Here is a 15,020-nt window from a genome sequence, read left to right on the forward strand (position 1 = left end):
ATCTTAAGCGGGCCGACTGGGCCGGCCCGGGCTGGAACAAGCGAGACTTCAAGCATAGCGCTTGCGCGTGGCTTTTGCAGATGCGGCCAGCAGCGGCGGAATCAAGCGGGGCGTTGCCGCCGGCAGGCGAAAAAAAACCGGCGCGCAGCGGGCGGCCGGCTTCGGTCGGTGCGCGGCGCGCCGCCGCGGAAAAGACCGTTACTGGGCCTTCGGCAGGCCGTCGAGCTTCATGCCGGGCTTGATGCCCTTGGCCGCGAACCAGCCCTTGCCCATTTCGAGCGCGTAGACGCCGTTGTTGCGCGGGCAGTGGTTGTCGGTCGTCTCCGCCCGCATCTCGTCGATGTCGGTGATCGTGCCGTCCGCGCGGATGAACGCGATCGACAGCGGGATCAGCGTGTTCTTCATCCAGAAGCAGTGCACGGCGTTCTCGTTGAAGACGAACAGCATGCCTTCGTTGGGCGCGAGCTGCGAACGGTACATCAGCCCCTGTTCGCGGTCGGCGTCGTTCGCGGCGACGGCCGCGTCGATCACGTACATGCCGGCGCGCAGCTTCACGCGCGGGAACTCGCTCGGCTGCTTGGCGCCGGGCGGCACCTGCGCGGCGGCGGCCTGCATGCCGAGCGCGAGGACGGCGAGCGCGGCGGGAAAGACGGCGGCGCGCGCTAGGCGGCCGAGCGACGAGCGCAGGGAGAATTGCACAGCATGGCTCCTGTCTGGAAAACGAGACCCGCATGGTACGCGATGCGCGCCGGCGGGCACAAAAAAGAAAAAGGCAGATCGCCTTGCGGTGATCTGCCTTTCAACGCCGTAAGAACGGCAAGACTGCGTGTTCTTGACTGCGTTATTACAGCTTGCTTACTTAGTTCGAAGCAGCTGCCGGTGCTGCTGCGTCGCTTGCTGCAGCCTTCTTCGATGCCTTGTGGTGCTTCTTGGCAGCGTGGTGCTTCTTGGCAGCGTGCTTAGCCGGTGCCGAAGCAGCTTCTGCTGCTGCCGGAGCAGCTTCCGGAGCCGAAGCTTGTGCGAAAGCAGCCGTTGCGAAGAGGCCAGCGACCAGAGCGGCGATCAGTTTGTTCATGTTGTGTTCCTCAGCTTTAGTTAATTAACCAAATGACCCGGCAATAGGAGTCATGTCGTCTAACGGTGCCATCCACCTTTCGGTTGACAGACGCTTCGAGAAATTTCTCATTGCGCTGCGGGCGCCGAATCGTATTCGAGAAAAACGTCGCTTTCGTGACGCAAACACGGGTTCGGCTGCCAATGCCGGATAGCTAAGGTTGGCATCTGCGTGGTTTAACGCGCGATCTTCGCGGGCGGTTGACGAAAAAGATGACGAAAAATGCGTGCCTCCCGAATTCGTCATCCGGCGGGCGCGAAACCGTCCCATGGCGCGCGCGGCGGCAGTGCGATTGTTTCGCCCGGCGCAATGCCGAGCGCAAATATGTCCAGCGCGCCGATGCCGACACGCACCAGGCGCAACGTCGGGAAGCCGACGGCCGCGGTCATCCGGCGCACCTGCCGGTTCTTGCCCTCGGTGATCGCGAGTTCGATCCACGTGGTCGGGATCGCTGCGCGATAGCGGATCGGCGGCGTGCGCGGCCACAGCGTGTCGGGCGGCTCGATGAATTCGGCGCGGCACGGCCGCGTCACGTAGTCGCCGAGGTCGACGCCGCGCGCGAGCGCCTTCAGGTCGGCCGGGCCGGGCGCGCCCTCGACCTGCGCCCAGTAGCGTTTCACGAGCTTGTGGCGCGGCTCCGCGATGCGCGCCTGCAGCGCGCCGTCGTCGGTGAGCAGCAGCAAGCCTTCGCTGTCCGCGTCCAGCCGGCCGGCCGCATACACGCCGGGCGTTTTTACCCAGTCGCCGAGCGACGGGCGCGTCTCGTGCGCGGAAAACTGGCAAATCGTGCCGAACGGCTTGTTGAGGGCGATTAGGTTCATGGCGGGGCGCCCGCCCGGCGCGCCGCGGGACGCGGAGGCGGGCGGTCTATGGCAAATGGCGGAATCTTAATGCATAATACGGAACGGCAAGTCCTCTGTCTTATATAAGACATAAGTGAGGTCTTGATACGCAGTGCCGCGGTTCATGCCGAAGTGCCCGGTTGGGGCGCTAGAATAGCGGCTCGCTGTTGCCCGTCACGGGGTGGCCATGCCGCGCCCCCGCCGCGCGCGCAGCTTCGACCAGCATCACCTGCTCAGCCACGTCACTGGAGTCGATCATGCCGTATCAGCACATCAAGGTTCCGGAAGGCGGTGACAAGATCACCGTCAACAAGGACTTCTCGCTCAACGTTTCCGATCAGCCGATCATTCCCTATATCGAAGGCGACGGTACGGGCTTCGATATCACGCCGGTCATGATCAAGGTCGTCGACGCGGCGGTCGCGCATGCCTACAAGGGCAAGCGCAAGATCCACTGGATGGAGATCTTCGCGGGCGAGAAGGCGACGAAGGTGTACGGTCCGGACGTGTGGCTGCCGGACGAGACGCTGCAGGTGCTGAAGGAATACGTGGTGTCGATCAAGGGGCCGCTCACGACCCCGGTCGGCGGCGGCATTCGTTCGCTGAACGTCGCGCTGCGCCAGGAACTCGACCTGTACGTGTGCCTGCGCCCGGTCCAGTACTTCAAGGGCGTGCCGTCGCCGGTGCGCGAGCCGCAGAAGATCGACATGGTGATCTTCCGCGAGAACTCGGAAGACATCTACGCGGGCATCGAATGGGCCGCGGGTTCCGAGCAGGCGAAGAAGGTCATCAAGTTCCTGCAGGACGAAATGGGCGTGAAGAAGATCCGCTTCCCGGAAACCTCGGGGATCGGCGTCAAGCCCGTGTCGACGGAAGGCACCGAGCGTCTCGTGCGCAAGGCGATCCAGTACGCGATCGACAACGATCGCAAGTCGGTCACGCTGGTGCACAAGGGCAACATCATGAAGTTCACGGAAGGCCTGTTCCGTGACGCCGGTTACGCGCTGGCCCAGAAGGAATTCGGCGGCGAGCTGATCGACGGCGGCCCGTGGATGCGCGTGAAGAACCCGAAGACGGGCAACGAGATCGTGATCAAGGATTCGATCGCCGACGCGTTCCTGCAGCAGATCCTGCTGCGCCCGGCCGAATACGACGTGATCGCGACGCTGAACCTGAACGGCGACTACATCTCCGACGCACTGGCCGCGCAGGTCGGCGGCATCGGGATCGCGCCGGGCGCGAACCTGTCGGATTCGGTCGCGATGTTCGAGGCGACGCACGGCACGGCGCCGAAGTACGCGGGCAAGGATTACGTGAACCCCGGTTCCGAGATCCTGTCGGCGGAAATGATGCTGCGCCACCTCGGCTGGACGGAAGCGGCCGACACGATCATCGCCGCGATGGAGAAGTCGATCCTGCAGAAGCGCGTCACGTACGACTTCGCGCGCCTGATGGAAGGGGCGACGCAGGTGTCGTGCTCCGGCTTCGGCGAAGTGCTGATCGAGAACATGTAAGACCCCTTCCGGGGTGGGCCGGCGCATGCCGGCCGCTCCGGTGCTGACTGCCGGCGCCGGAGCGTTTCGTGGATGGCAGGTTTGTTGGCAGGGCGGTCCGGCATGCGGGCCGCGGCGCCGCGAAGCGGCCCGGAGGCCCTGCAAGGTAGAACATGACGGCCCTCGCAACACCATCGCCCGGCTGAACCCGGCGCCCCTTTCGCGACCGACCTGGTCGCTCCCCGCCGGTTACCCGCCGGCGCTCCTCAGTCCCATTTCACGTAGCAACGCATCGACCATGTCCACTTCGCCCAAGATCATCTACACCCTCACCGACGAAGCGCCCGCGCTCGCGACCTATTCGCTGCTGCCGATCGTCAAGGCCTTCACGCGCTCGTCCGGCGTCGCCGTCGAAACGCGCGACATCTCGCTCGCCGGCCGCATCATCGCGGCCTTCGCAGACATCCTGCCGCCCGAGCAGAAGGGTTCCGACGATCTGGCCGAGCTGGGCCAGCTCACGCTGAAGCCGGAAGCGAACATCATCAAGCTGCCGAACATCAGCGCATCGGTGCCGCAGCTGAAGGCCGCGATCGCCGAACTGCAGGCGCAGGGCTACAAGCTGCCGGCCTACCCGGAAGACCCGTCGACGGACGAAGAGAAGGCGGTCAAGGCGCGCTACGACAAGATCAAGGGCAGCGCGGTGAACCCGGTGCTGCGCGAAGGCAACTCCGACCGCCGCGCGCCGCTGTCGGTCAAGAACTACGCACGCAAGCATCCGCACAAGATGGGCGCATGGAAGGCGACGTCGAAGGCCCACGTCGCGCACATGAGCGAAGGCGACTTCTACGGCAGCGAGAAGTCGGCGCTGATCGCCGAGGCCGGCAGCGTGAAGATCGAGCTCACGACGACCGACGGCGCGAAGAAGGTGCTGAAGGAAAAGACGGCCGTGAAGGCCGGTGAAGTGATCGACGCATCGGTGATGAGCCGCAACGCGCTGCGCAGCTTCATCGACGCGCAGATCGCCGACGCGAAGGCGCAGGACGTGCTGTTCTCCGTGCACCTGAAGGCGACCATGATGAAGGTCTCGGACCCGATCCTGTTCGGTCACTTCGTGTCGGTGTTCTATCGCGACGCGCTCGCGAAGCACGCGGACGTGCTGGCGCAGGTCGGCTTCAACCCGAACAACGGGATCGGAGACCTGTACGCGCGCCTGAAGGACCTGCCGGCCGACACGCGCGAAGCGATCGAAGCCGACGTGAAGGCCGAATACGCGGTGCGCCCGCGCCTCGCGATGGTCAACTCGGACAAGGGCATCACGAACCTGCACGTGCCGAGCGACGTGATCGTCGACGCGTCGATGCCGGCGATGATCCGCGATTCGGGCGGCATGTGGGGCCCGGACGGCGCGCTGTACGACGCGAAGGCCGTGATTCCGGACCGCTGCTACGCAGGCGTCTACCAGGCCGTGATCGAGGACTGCAAGCAGCACGGCGCATTCGATCCGGTCACGATGGGCAGCGTGCCGAACGTCGGCCTGATGGCGCAGGCGGCCGAAGAATACGGTTCGCACGACAAGACGTTCCTGATCCCGGCGGACGGCGTCGTGCGCGTCACCGACGAAGCCGGCAACGTGCTGCTCGAGCACGCGGTCGAGTCGGGCGACATCTGGCGCATGTGCCAGACCAAGGACGCACCGGTGCAGGACTGGGTCAAGCTCGCGGTGAACCGCGCGCGTGCGACCGGCGCACCGGCCGTGTTCTGGCTCGATCCGGCGCGCGCGCACGATGCGCAGATCATCGCGAAGGTCGAACGCTACCTGAAGGATCACGACACGAACGGTCTCGACATCCGCATCATGACGCCGGTCGACGCGACGCGTTTCTCGCTCGAGCGCATCCGTGCGGGCAAGGACACGATCTCGGTCACCGGCAACGTGCTGCGCGACTACCTGACCGACCTGTTCCCGATCATGGAGCTCGGCACCAGCGCGAAGATGCTGTCGATCGTGCCGCTGATGGCCGGCGGCGGGATGTTCGAAACGGGCGCCGGCGGTTCGGCACCGAAGCACGTGCAGCAGTTCGTCGAGGAAGGCTTCCTGCGCTGGGATTCGCTCGGCGAATTCCTCGCGCTGGCCGCGTCGCTCGAACACCTCGGCAACGCATACCAGAACCCGAAGGCGGTCGTGCTCGCGAAGACGCTCGACCAGGCGACCGGCAAGTTCCTGGACGAGAACAAGTCGCCGGCGCGCAAGGTCGGCGGCCTCGACAACCGCGGGAGCCACTTCTACCTGTGCCTGTACTGGGCGCAGGCGCTGGCCGAGCAGACCGAGGACGCCGCGCTGAAGGCGCAGTTCGAAGGCGTGGCGAAGTCGTTGTCCGACAACGAAGCGCGCATCCTGGAAGAGCTGGCGGCCGCGCAAGGCAAGGCGCAGGCGATCGGCGGCTACTACCGTCCGAACGTCGACCTGACGAGCCAGGCGATGCGCCCGAGCGCGACGCTGAACGGCATCGTCGACGCAGTCGTCTGACGCGGGCCGCGCGATCGCGCGAGCCGATGCGTATGTCTACGCGGCGCGGTTAGCCGTTCGCCGTCCGACATCCAATGAAAACGCCCCGGTCGCCCGGGGCGTTTTTCGTTGCAGGCTTGCCATTCAGACGTGAACGATTTCCCATTCGGCGATTTCGTGCGGCACCTCGAGCGTGGCCGTGTCCAGTTCGGACAGGTGTTCGCAGTCGCCGCGGGAGATGTGGTCGGCCGCGACTTCGGGGCACGAGAATGCGCCGAGCAGGGCGTTGCCGAACGTCGCTTCCCAGCCGCCGTTACCCGGCAGGATGTAGAACGACCCGAGCGCTGAACCAAAGCGAAATCCCTTCATTTCCGTTCTCCCTTTCTGATCACAAGCGATTCTGGTGTGCCGCCTGCCGGCTCGGCCGGCTGTGGCCCGACTGGCTGCTTGCGCCGGGTTCCGTATCGAACGTCGTGGCGAAGCGTCAGTGCATGGAACAAAGTCTACGTCCGCGACCCGGTTGGATGGTGCAACTAGAACGGCTTCTCGAAACAAAAATTCATGTTTAAAAACAACGGATTATTTTCCATGTTCCATATTGCGGAACGTTTTTTGCCATCGCGAAACGGGAAATTTGTGCCCTGCACCACGAATTTTTACAACGCAGGGACTTGTTCCGCATCGTGAAAAATTGGCGGTTTCGTGGAGGGGTGGCGCGACACGCGCCGACTGGGTGGCCGACGGTAGGGGCGAAACGGGCGGCTGGATGCGGCGGCGGGCATGGTTCAGGGCTGGGGCGATCGCTGCCGAAGGGCCGTAAGCAGCAGCGCTGTGGCGTATCGCCGCCCGGCCGGGGCGGCGCCGTTCGAGCGGAGCCAGCGGTTATGATGACGGGCATCAGGTTTCGCGTCGCGCACCGGCGGTCCGGCCGGCCGGCGCGTGCGTCGCGGCGGTCGTGCGACGCTGCATGGATAACGAGGATCGATTGATGAGACGGAGAACCTTCCTGTCGCGCGCCATCGGCGTCGCAGCCGCGTCGCTGTTCGCGCGCACCGCGTGGGCGCAGCATGCCGGTCATGCGGGCATGGCCGGCATGGATTCGATGGACGACATGCCGGGCATGTCGGGGATGGCGGACCATGCGGGGCACGGCAAGCCCGCGCCGGCCGCGCTCGCGGCCGCCGACGCGCTGCCGGCCGGCGCGCCGCTCGCGACGTTGCGCACGCTCGCGAACGAAAGCCGCGAGCCCGGTACGTTCCGGGCGACGCTGGTCGCGCAACCCGTCGCGCGCCCGATGCTGCGCGGCACGCGGCCGACCACGTTCTGGCAGTTCGGCGCGGGCGCGCAAGGCCCCGTCGTCGGCCCGCTGATCGACGTGCGCGAGGGCGACACGGTCGAAATCAAATTCGTGAACCGGCTGCCGCAGCCGTCGACGATCCACTGGCACGGCCTGCCCGTGCCGCCCGACCAGGACGGCAATCCGTCCGATCCCGTCGCACCCGGCGCGTCGCGCGTGTACCGTTTCACGCTACCGAAGGGCAGCGCCGGCACTTACTGGTACCACCCGCATCCGCACATGATGACGGCCGAGCAGGTATTTCGCGGGCTGGCCGGCCCGTTCATCGTGCGCGCCGCGGACGATCCGCTCGCCGGCTGGCCCGAGCGCAACCTGTTCGTGTCGGACCTGAAGCTTGCGCGCGACGGCACGATTGCGCCGAACGACATGATGGACTGGATGAACGGCCGCGAAGGTCAGTTCGTCCTGGTTAACGGCGCGCGCCGGCCGCGCATCGACATCGCGGGCGACGAGCGCTGGCGCGTGTGGAACGCGTGCAGCGCGCGCTACCTGCGCGTCGCGTTCGACGACGGCCGTGCGTTCGAGCACGTGGGTACCGACGGCGGGCTGTTCGATGCGCCGCGCCGCGTGACGTCGTTGCTGATCGCGCCGGGCGAGCGTGCGGAGCTGCTCGTGCGCGCGGGCGACCGCGCATCGCGCGCGGTGCTGCAGGCGGCCGAATACGACCGCCGCAAGATGGCGATGTCGCACGACGACGGCCACGGCAGCCTGCCGCCCGATCCGGCGCTGGCACTGGCCGATGTCGCGTTCGCGCCCGCCGCCGCGCGCGCGTTGCCGGCCACGCTGCGCACGGTACCGCCGCTGGGCGAACCGGTTGCGCGCAAGACGGTCGAGTTCGGCGAGGAAATGGACATGGACGCGATGATGAAGGGCGCGGCGCACGGCCGGCCGGCCGGCATGCGCTTCATGATCAACGGCGAAACCTATGCGGCGCACCGTGCAACGCTGACGAGCCGCCGCGGCGACGTCGAGCGCTGGGAGATCCGCAACGGCACCGACATGGATCACCCGTTCCACCTGCACGGCACGCAGTTCCAGGTGATCGAGCGCGCGTCGGGCGGCGCGCGCACGACCGAACCGTTGCGCGCATGGCGCGATACCGTGAACGTGCGCAGCGGTGAAACCGTGTCGATTCTCGTCACGCAAGACATGCCCGGAGAGCGCATGTTTCATTGCCACATTCTCGAACACGAGGATCTCGGCATGATGGGCACGCTGAAGGTCGTGTAACGAAGTCGTGAATATGTTTCACGTGCGGGATCGATATCCGATCTGCATGTGTGACAAGACAATGTGTGTTCAATTATCGGGATTGAACGAAAAGGCCGGCCAATCGATTATCGAATGGCCGGCCTCCAAAAAAAGAAACCCGGCGCAATGCGCCGGGTTTCTTCGTCAGATATCCGATGCCTTATACGGCCTGGATGTTCGACGCTTGCTTGCCCTTCGGCCCTTGGACGACGTCAAAGCTCACCTTCTGGCCTTCCTTCAGCGTCTTGAAGCCATTCATGGTGATAGCCGAGAAGTGCGCAAACAGATCCTCACCGCCCTCGTCGGGAGTGATGAAACCGAAGCCCTTCGCGTCGTTGAACCATTTAACGATACCAGTTGCCATTTCCTACTTCCCCTGTCACACAGTCGCTGCTACTTACCACGAGCACGCTCGAAAAGCTAAACGACCGGAAAATGCAGCCGTTCCCCCCTCACAAGCTCACCTCGGCCTCATTCATTTCGCCAACCGGCGAATTGAAAAAAGTGCCAGCTTGATTGTTGGCGCTCTTTATTGGAGTGTCAAGAGGAATTTTTAGACGTTTAGAGGGTCGTTGTAAAGAACCCATTTTCAGGGTTTTTCCGGCTTTGCTTTGCAGCATGCCGCCGAGCGCCGGGGCTTGAAAAGCCGCATAATCGGCTCATATACCAGGCTCGAGTGACACGCGTTCGAGTCGTCCCGGCTTGTGGGATACTGGATGCGGACACGACGCTCCGGTGCAGTTGCCCCCTGACGGTTCGTGTTCCGCGCCACGCGTGAAAGCCGGCACCGCAGCCGGCTTTCGTATGGCACGAAGACGATAGCGTGTTCCGGGATACCGGGGAGGGCGCCGGCCGGTCGGTCGGGTTATGGCAGGATTGCGGGCCTGTCCGAGTTGTTTAGAATGGGTGTATGGCGATTATCCCGGACAAGCAGGACAGTACCGTCCTGGAACGCAAGCAGCAGAAGCTCAAGCCGCCTTCGATGTACAAGGTGGTGCTGCTGAACGACGACTTCACGCCGATGGAATTCGTCGTGATGGTGGTCCAGGAGTATTTCAAGAAGGATCGCGAGACGGCCACGCAGATCATGCTGAAGGTCCATCGCGAAGGGCGAGGGGTATGTGGGGTCTATACGCGGGACATCGCGTCGACCAAGGTTGAGCAAGTCGTTACCCATGCGCGGCAGGCCGGGCATCCGCTGCAGTGCGTGATGGAGGAAGCATGATTGCCCAGGAATTGGAAGTCAGCCTGCACATGGCGTTCATGGAAGCACGCCAGGCGCGCCATGAGTTCATCACGGTCGAGCACCTGCTGCTGGCCCTGCTGGATAATCCGACGGCAGCCGAGGTGTTGCGCGCGTGCGCGGCAAACATCGAGGACTTGCGTCAGAACCTGCGCAATTTCATCCACGACAACACACCGACCGTCCCGGGTACCGACGATGTCGATACCCAGCCGACGCTCGGTTTCCAGCGGGTGATCCAGCGCGCGATCATGCACGTCCAGTCGACGTCGAACGGCAAGAAGGAAGTCACCGGCGCGAACGTGCTGGTCGCGATCTTCGGCGAGAAGGATTCGCACGCCGTGTACTACCTGCAGCAGCAGGGCGTCACGCGCCTCGACGTGGTGAACTTCATTTCGCACGGCATCGCGAAGACGAACAACGGCGAAGCCGCGAAGTCGACCGACGCGAACGCGGAAAGCGAAGACGCGAACGCGCAGAAGGAAACGCCGCTCGCGCAGTTCACGCAGAACCTGAACCAGATGGCGAAGGACGGCCGCATCGATCCGCTGATCGGGCGCGAGCCCGAAGTCGAGCGCGTCGTGCAGGTGCTGTGCCGTCGCCGCAAGAACAATCCGCTGCTCGTCGGCGAAGCCGGCGTGGGCAAGACCGCGATCGCCGAAGGGCTCGCGTATCGCATCACGCGCGGCGAAGTGCCGGACATCCTCGCGAACGCGCAGGTGTACTCGCTCGACATGGGCGCGCTGCTCGCGGGCACCAAGTACCGCGGCGATTTCGAGCAGCGTCTGAAGACGGTGCTGAAGGAACTGAAGGAGCGCCCGCACGCGATCCTGTTCATCGACGAAATCCATACGCTGATCGGCGCGGGCGCCGCGTCGGGCGGCACGCTCGATGCGTCGAACCTGCTGAAGCCGGCGTTGTCGTCGGGCACGCTCAAGTGCATCGGCGCGACGACGTTCACCGAGTATCGCGGCATCTTCGAGAAGGATGCGGCGCTGTCGCGGCGCTTCCAGAAGGTCGACGTGACGGAGCCGAGCGTCGAGCAGACGGTCGCGATCCTGCGCGGGCTGAAATCGCGCTTCGAGGAGCATCACGGCGTCAAGTATTCGTCGGGTGCCTTGTCGGCCGCGGCCGAACTGTCGGCGCGCTTCATCACCGATCGTCACCTGCCGGACAAGGCGATCGACGTGATCGACGAGGCCGGCGCCGCGCAGCGCATCCTGCCGAAGTCGAAGCAGAAGAAGACGATCGGCAAGAGCGAGATCGAGGAAATCATCTCGAAGATCGCACGCGTGCCGGCGCAAAGCGTGTCGCAGGACGATCGCAGCAAGCTGCAGACGCTCGACCGCGACCTGAAGAGCGTCGTGTTCGGCCAGGATCCGGCGATCGACGCGCTCGCGGCCTCGATCAAGATGGCGCGCGCGGGGCTCGGCAAGATGGACAAGCCGATCGGCGCGTTCCTGTTCTCCGGCCCGACGGGCGTCGGCAAGACCGAAGTGGCGCGCCAGCTCGCGTTCACGCTCGGCATCGAGCTGATCCGTTTCGACATGTCGGAATACATGGAGCGTCACGCGGTGAGCCGCCTGATCGGCGCGCCGCCGGGTTACGTCGGGTTCGACCAGGGTGGCCTGTTGACCGAAGCCGTCACGAAGAAGCCGCATTGCGTGCTGCTGCTCGACGAAATCGAGAAGGCGCATCCGGACATCTTCAACGTGCTGCTGCAGGTGATGGACCACGGCACGCTGACGGACAACAACGGCCGCAAGGCGGATTTCCGCAACGTCATCATCATCATGACGACGAACGCGGGCGCCGAGTCGATGCAGAAGGCGACGATCGGCTTCACGACGCGCCGCGAAACGGGCGACGAGATGACCGACATCAAGCGCCTGTTCACGCCGGAGTTCCGCAACCGCCTGGATTCGATCATCAGTTTCCGCTCGCTCGATGAGGAAATCATCATGCGCGTGGTCGACAAGTTCCTGATCCAGCTCGAGGAACAGCTGCACGAGAAGAAGGTCGACGCGCTCTTCACCGACGCGTTGCGCAAGCATCTCGCGAAGCACGGCTTCGACCCGCTGATGGGCGCGCGGCCGATGCAACGGCTGATCCAGGACACGATCCGGCGCGCGCTGGCCGACGAGCTGCTGTTCGGCAAGCTCCTCAACGGGGGTCACGTGACGGTCGACGTCGACGAAAACGACAAGGTGCAGTTGTCGTTCGACAAGCTGGCGAATCCGCCGCACAAGCCGAACGAAGAGACGGTCGAAGTCGAGTAAGCGATAATTCGTTGTTCATGCGAACGGCGCGGGAAGTTCTCCGCGCCGTTTCGTTTTATCCGGCGCCGGCGGCGCGATGGTGGTGCAGGGGAGTGGTAACGCAGTGACACAACAACAACGGTCGTTCGACGATATCGTCGCGCGCGAACAAGGGTTGCGCCACGCGCTGACGTCGGGGCAGATGGCGATGATCGCGATCGGCGGCGCGATCGGCACGGGGCTGTTCCTCGGCAGCGGATTCGCGATCGGGCTCGCGGGCCCGAGCGTGCTCGTGTCCTATGCGATCGGCGCGCTGATCGCGCTGCTGCTGATGGGCGCGCTCGCGGAAATGACGGTCGCGCACCCGACGGCCGGCTCGTTCGGCGCGTATGCCGAGCACTACGTCGGCCCGCTCGCGGGCTTTCTGGTGCGCTATGCGTACTGGTTCGCGGTCGTATTCGCGATCGGTACCGAAATCAGCGCGATCGCCGTGTTCATGAAGTACTGGTTCCCCGCCGTACCCGGCTGGTACTGGGTGATCGGCTTCTCCGCGCTGCTGATCGCCGTGAATCTCGCCAGCGTCACGCTGTACGGCACGGTCGAATACGCGTTCTCGCTGCTGAAGATCGCGGCGATCGTCGTGTTCATCGTGCTCGGCGCGTATCTGGTCTGGTCGGCGCCGGCCGCATCGGGCATCGGTTTCGCCAACTACACCGCGCACGGCGGCTTCATGCCGAAGGGGCCGTGGGGCACCTGGGTCGCGGTGATCGTCGCGATCTTCAGCTACATGAGCATCGAAGCCGTCGCGATCGCAGCCGGCGAGGCGCGCGATCCGCAGCACGCGGTCACGCGCGCGTTCCGCTCGACGGTGTTCCGGCTCGTGCTGTTCTACCTGCTGACGCTGTCGCTGATGCTCGCGATCGTGCCGTGGACGGCGGCCGGTACCGACGAGAGCCCGTTCGTGAAGGTGATGGCCGCGACGCATGTGCCGTACGCGGCCGGCGTGATCAACTTCGTGCTGCTGGTCGCGGCGCTGTCGGCGATGAACAGCCAGCTCTACGTGACGACGCGGATGATGTTCAGCCTGTCGCGCGCACGGCTCGCGCCCGCGGTGTTCGGCCGGCTCGGCGCGAACGGCGTGCCGCGCGCGGCGCTGTGGATCTCGACCAGCGGCGTCGCGGTCGCGGCCGTGCTGGTCGCGCTCGCGCCCGACACCGCGTTCACGGTGATGATGGCGATCGCGATGTTCGGCGCGCTGTTCACGTGGCTGATGATCTTCATCACGCACCTGCGCTTCCGTGCGCGGTATCGCGGCCCCGTGCTCGCGTTCCGGATGTGGGGCCACCCGTTCGGCAGCCTGCTCGGCGCGGCGCTCGTCGCGGCGATCCTGCTCACCACCGCGTTCACGCGCGAATTCCGGATGACGATGGTGGTCGGCGTCGTGTTCGCCGTGCTGCTGACGCTCGCGTACGCGCTGCATTACCGGCACGAACACGCGCGCTGACGGCGCCGGCGTACTCGTGCACCGGCTTCACGTTCGCTAAGGTTCCGTTAAGCCGGCGGCGACTACATTCGATCCTGTCCGCAAGGCGGGCCGGCACGCGCCGGCTCGCCGCTTCCTGCAAATGGGGTTCGAATGAACAAACTTCCCGAAATCACGCTCGCGTTCTGGATCATGAAGATCTGCGCGACGACGCTCGGCGAAACCGGCGGCGACCTGCTGTCGATGACGCTGAACGTCGGCTACGCGGTGAGCTCGATCCTGCTGTTCGGTTTCTTTCTCGTGACGCTGGGCGCCCAGCTCCGGACGACGCGCTATCGCCCGGCGGTCTACTGGGCCGTGATCGTCGCGACGAGCACGGCCGGCACGACGATGTCCGACTTCATGGACCGCACGCTCGGCCTCGGCTACGCAGCCGGTTCGTCGATCCTCGTCGCGATCCTGCTGGCGATCTTCGCGGTCTGGCGCCTGAGCGGCGAATCGCTGTCGGTCGACCTGATCCGCACGCGCAAGGTCGAACTGCTGTACTGGATCGCGATCCTGTTCTCGAACACGCTCGGCACCGCGCTCGGCGATTTCCTCGCGGACAGCTCGGGGCTCGGCTTCGGCGGCGGCGCGCTGCTGATCGGCGGGCTGCTGGCGGTGATCGTGCTCGCGCACTACTTCACGCGGATCTCCGGCGTGCTGCTGTTCTGGGCCGCGTTCGTGCTCACGCGTCCGTTCGGCGCGACGGTCGGCGACCTGCTGACGAAGCCGGTCGCGAAGGGCGGCCTCGCGCTCGGGACGGTCGGCTCGTCGGCCGTGTTGCTCGGCGTGCTGGTCGCGATGGTGATCTATGCGAGCATCGCGCAGGCGCGGCGGCGCGAACCGGTGCCCGCGCGGATCGCGCAGCCGGCCGGCGAGTGACGATGAACGGAAAAGAAAAAGGGGCCGCGCGGCCCCTTTTTCGTGTGATGCCGATCAGTGGCGGCCGGTGCTGCCGAAGCCGCCTTCGCCGCGATCGCTCTCGGCGAAATCGTCGACGATGTTGAACTGCGCCTGCACGACCGGCACGATCACGAGCTGCGCGAGCCGTTCGAACGGGTTCAGCACGAACTCGGTCTGGCCGCGGTTCCACGTCGAGACCATCAACTGGCCCTGGTAGTCGGAGTCGATCAGGCCGACCAGGTTGCCGAGCACGATCCCGTGCTTGTGGCCGAGGCCCGAGCGCGGCAGGATCAGCGCCGCATAGCCGGGATCGGCGAGGTGGATCGCGAGGCCCGTCGGGACGAGCGTCGTTTCGCCCGGCCGCAGCGTGACCGGGGCGTCGAGGCACGCGCGCAGGTCGAGGCCCGCGCTGCCGGTGGTCGCGTAGGCGGGCAGGTAGTCGCGCATGCGCGCGTCGAGAATCTTCAGGTCGAGTTTCATGCGGTCGTCGAATCGGTCGGGAAGGGCGCGGCGGCCAGCGCCGCCGCG

General features: G+C 65.3%; 14 protein-coding genes. 7 read left to right on the forward strand and 7 right to left on the reverse strand.

Annotation, left to right across the window (positions count from 1 at the left end; translation table 11 throughout):
* Positions 1-198 precede the first annotated feature (198 nt).
* The 3 genes from AC0KUR_RS28855 to AC0KUR_RS28865 form a co-directional block, all read right to left on the reverse strand.
* Positions 199-699 (reverse strand): DUF192 domain-containing protein, encoded by a 501-nt coding sequence (locus tag AC0KUR_RS28855; RefSeq protein ID WP_034186326.1) that lies wholly within the window; start codon positions 697-699, stop codon positions 199-201.
* Positions 700-859: 160 nt separating this feature from the next.
* The gene (locus AC0KUR_RS28860) at positions 860-1,075 is read right to left on the reverse strand and encodes a hypothetical protein (RefSeq protein WP_011352970.1); all 216 of its coding nucleotides are present in this window, start codon (positions 1,073-1,075) and stop codon (positions 860-862) included.
* Between the two features lie 281 nt (positions 1,076-1,356).
* Positions 1,357-1,935 (reverse strand): pseudouridine synthase, encoded by a 579-nt coding sequence (locus AC0KUR_RS28865; protein ID WP_034186325.1) that lies wholly within the window; start codon positions 1,933-1,935, stop codon positions 1,357-1,359.
* A gap of 278 nt (positions 1,936-2,213) precedes the next feature.
* Between AC0KUR_RS28865 and icd the strand changes: the two genes are divergently transcribed.
* Positions 2,214-3,470 carry an NADP-dependent isocitrate dehydrogenase gene (gene icd, locus AC0KUR_RS28870; RefSeq protein WP_006478026.1) on the forward strand — a complete coding sequence of 419 codons (1,257 nt, stop codon included), beginning with the start codon at positions 2,214-2,216 and terminating at the stop codon, positions 3,468-3,470.
* A 277-nt stretch (positions 3,471-3,747) separates the two neighbouring features.
* Positions 3,748-5,976, forward strand: a complete 2,229-nt coding sequence (locus tag AC0KUR_RS28875) for an NADP-dependent isocitrate dehydrogenase (RefSeq protein WP_473376730.1) — start codon at positions 3,748-3,750, stop codon at positions 5,974-5,976.
* Between the two features lie 123 nt (positions 5,977-6,099).
* On the opposite strand, the gene AC0KUR_RS28880 is transcribed toward AC0KUR_RS28875, so the two are convergent.
* Complete coding sequence (locus AC0KUR_RS28880; RefSeq protein WP_034186323.1) at positions 6,100-6,324, reverse strand: hypothetical protein; 225 nt, start codon at positions 6,322-6,324, stop codon at positions 6,100-6,102.
* Positions 6,325-6,943: 619 nt separating this feature from the next.
* Between AC0KUR_RS28880 and AC0KUR_RS28885 the strand changes: the two genes are divergently transcribed.
* Positions 6,944-8,542: a multicopper oxidase family protein gene (locus tag AC0KUR_RS28885; RefSeq protein ID WP_175028257.1), complete on the forward strand. Its 1,599-nt coding sequence runs from the start codon at positions 6,944-6,946 to the stop codon at positions 8,540-8,542.
* A gap of 181 nt (positions 8,543-8,723) precedes the next feature.
* Here the strand turns inward: AC0KUR_RS28885 and AC0KUR_RS28890 are convergent, their stop codons facing one another.
* A complete protein-coding gene (locus AC0KUR_RS28890) occupies positions 8,724-8,927 on the reverse strand; it encodes a cold-shock protein (RefSeq protein WP_006488945.1) in 204 nt (67 codons plus the stop codon).
* Positions 8,928-9,015: 88 nt separating this feature from the next.
* Positions 9,016-9,183: a hypothetical protein gene (locus AC0KUR_RS28895; protein WP_154233702.1), complete on the reverse strand. Its 168-nt coding sequence runs from the start codon at positions 9,181-9,183 to the stop codon at positions 9,016-9,018.
* 290 nt (positions 9,184-9,473) lie between these two features.
* Between AC0KUR_RS28895 and clpS the strand changes: the two genes are divergently transcribed.
* The 4 genes from clpS (at position 9,474) to AC0KUR_RS28915 (ending at position 14,471) form a co-directional block, all read left to right on the forward strand.
* Complete coding sequence (gene clpS, locus AC0KUR_RS28900) at positions 9,474-9,788, forward strand: ATP-dependent Clp protease adapter ClpS (protein WP_006398529.1); 315 nt, start codon at positions 9,474-9,476, stop codon at positions 9,786-9,788.
* Positions 9,785-12,085 carry an ATP-dependent Clp protease ATP-binding subunit ClpA gene (gene clpA, locus AC0KUR_RS28905; protein ID WP_034186321.1) on the forward strand — a complete coding sequence of 767 codons (2,301 nt, stop codon included), beginning with the start codon at positions 9,785-9,787 and terminating at the stop codon, positions 12,083-12,085. The genes clpS and clpA overlap by 4 nt, the downstream gene beginning before the upstream one ends.
* 103 nt (positions 12,086-12,188) lie before the next feature.
* Positions 12,189-13,568 (forward strand): amino acid permease, encoded by a 1,380-nt coding sequence (locus AC0KUR_RS28910; RefSeq protein WP_034186341.1) that lies wholly within the window; start codon positions 12,189-12,191, stop codon positions 13,566-13,568.
* Positions 13,569-13,700: 132 nt separating this feature from the next.
* Positions 13,701-14,471 (forward strand): COG4705 family protein, encoded by a 771-nt coding sequence (locus AC0KUR_RS28915; RefSeq protein WP_059560311.1) that lies wholly within the window; start codon positions 13,701-13,703, stop codon positions 14,469-14,471.
* Positions 14,472-14,525: 54 nt separating this feature from the next.
* On the opposite strand, the gene dut is transcribed toward AC0KUR_RS28915, so the two are convergent.
* Complete coding sequence (dut, locus tag AC0KUR_RS28920; protein WP_034186320.1) at positions 14,526-14,972, reverse strand: dUTP diphosphatase; 447 nt, start codon at positions 14,970-14,972, stop codon at positions 14,526-14,528.
* Positions 14,973-15,020: the final 48 nt, after the last annotated feature.

The organism is Burkholderia sp. YHN3-13, from assembly GCF_055810675.1.

Excerpts from the sequence above, each read along its gene's own strand:
- AC0KUR_RS28860 (WP_011352970.1), bottom strand. The coding sequence starts at position 1,075 with ATGAACAAACTGATCGCCGCTCTGGTCGCTGGCCTCTTCGCAACGGCT.
- AC0KUR_RS28865 (WP_034186325.1), bottom strand. The coding sequence starts at position 1,935 with ATGAACCTAATCGCCCTCAACAAGCCGTTCGGCACGATTTGCCAGTTT.
- icd (WP_006478026.1), top strand. The coding sequence starts at position 2,214 with ATGCCGTATCAGCACATCAAGGTTCCGGAAGGCGGTGACAAGATCACC.
- AC0KUR_RS28875 (WP_473376730.1), top strand. The coding sequence starts at position 3,748 with ATGTCCACTTCGCCCAAGATCATCTACACCCTCACCGACGAAGCGCCC.
- AC0KUR_RS28880 (WP_034186323.1), bottom strand. The coding sequence starts at position 6,324 with ATGAAGGGATTTCGCTTTGGTTCAGCGCTCGGGTCGTTCTACATCCTG.
- AC0KUR_RS28885 (WP_175028257.1), top strand. The coding sequence starts at position 6,944 with ATGAGACGGAGAACCTTCCTGTCGCGCGCCATCGGCGTCGCAGCCGCG.
- AC0KUR_RS28890 (WP_006488945.1), bottom strand. The coding sequence starts at position 8,927 with ATGGCAACTGGTATCGTTAAATGGTTCAACGACGCGAAGGGCTTCGGT.
- AC0KUR_RS28895 (WP_154233702.1), bottom strand. The coding sequence starts at position 9,183 with ATGCTGCAAAGCAAAGCCGGAAAAACCCTGAAAATGGGTTCTTTACAA.
- clpS (WP_006398529.1), top strand. The coding sequence starts at position 9,474 with ATGGCGATTATCCCGGACAAGCAGGACAGTACCGTCCTGGAACGCAAG.
- clpA (WP_034186321.1), top strand. The coding sequence starts at position 9,785 with ATGATTGCCCAGGAATTGGAAGTCAGCCTGCACATGGCGTTCATGGAA.
- AC0KUR_RS28915 (WP_059560311.1), top strand. The coding sequence starts at position 13,701 with ATGAACAAACTTCCCGAAATCACGCTCGCGTTCTGGATCATGAAGATC.
- dut (WP_034186320.1), bottom strand. The coding sequence starts at position 14,972 with ATGAAACTCGACCTGAAGATTCTCGACGCGCGCATGCGCGACTACCTG.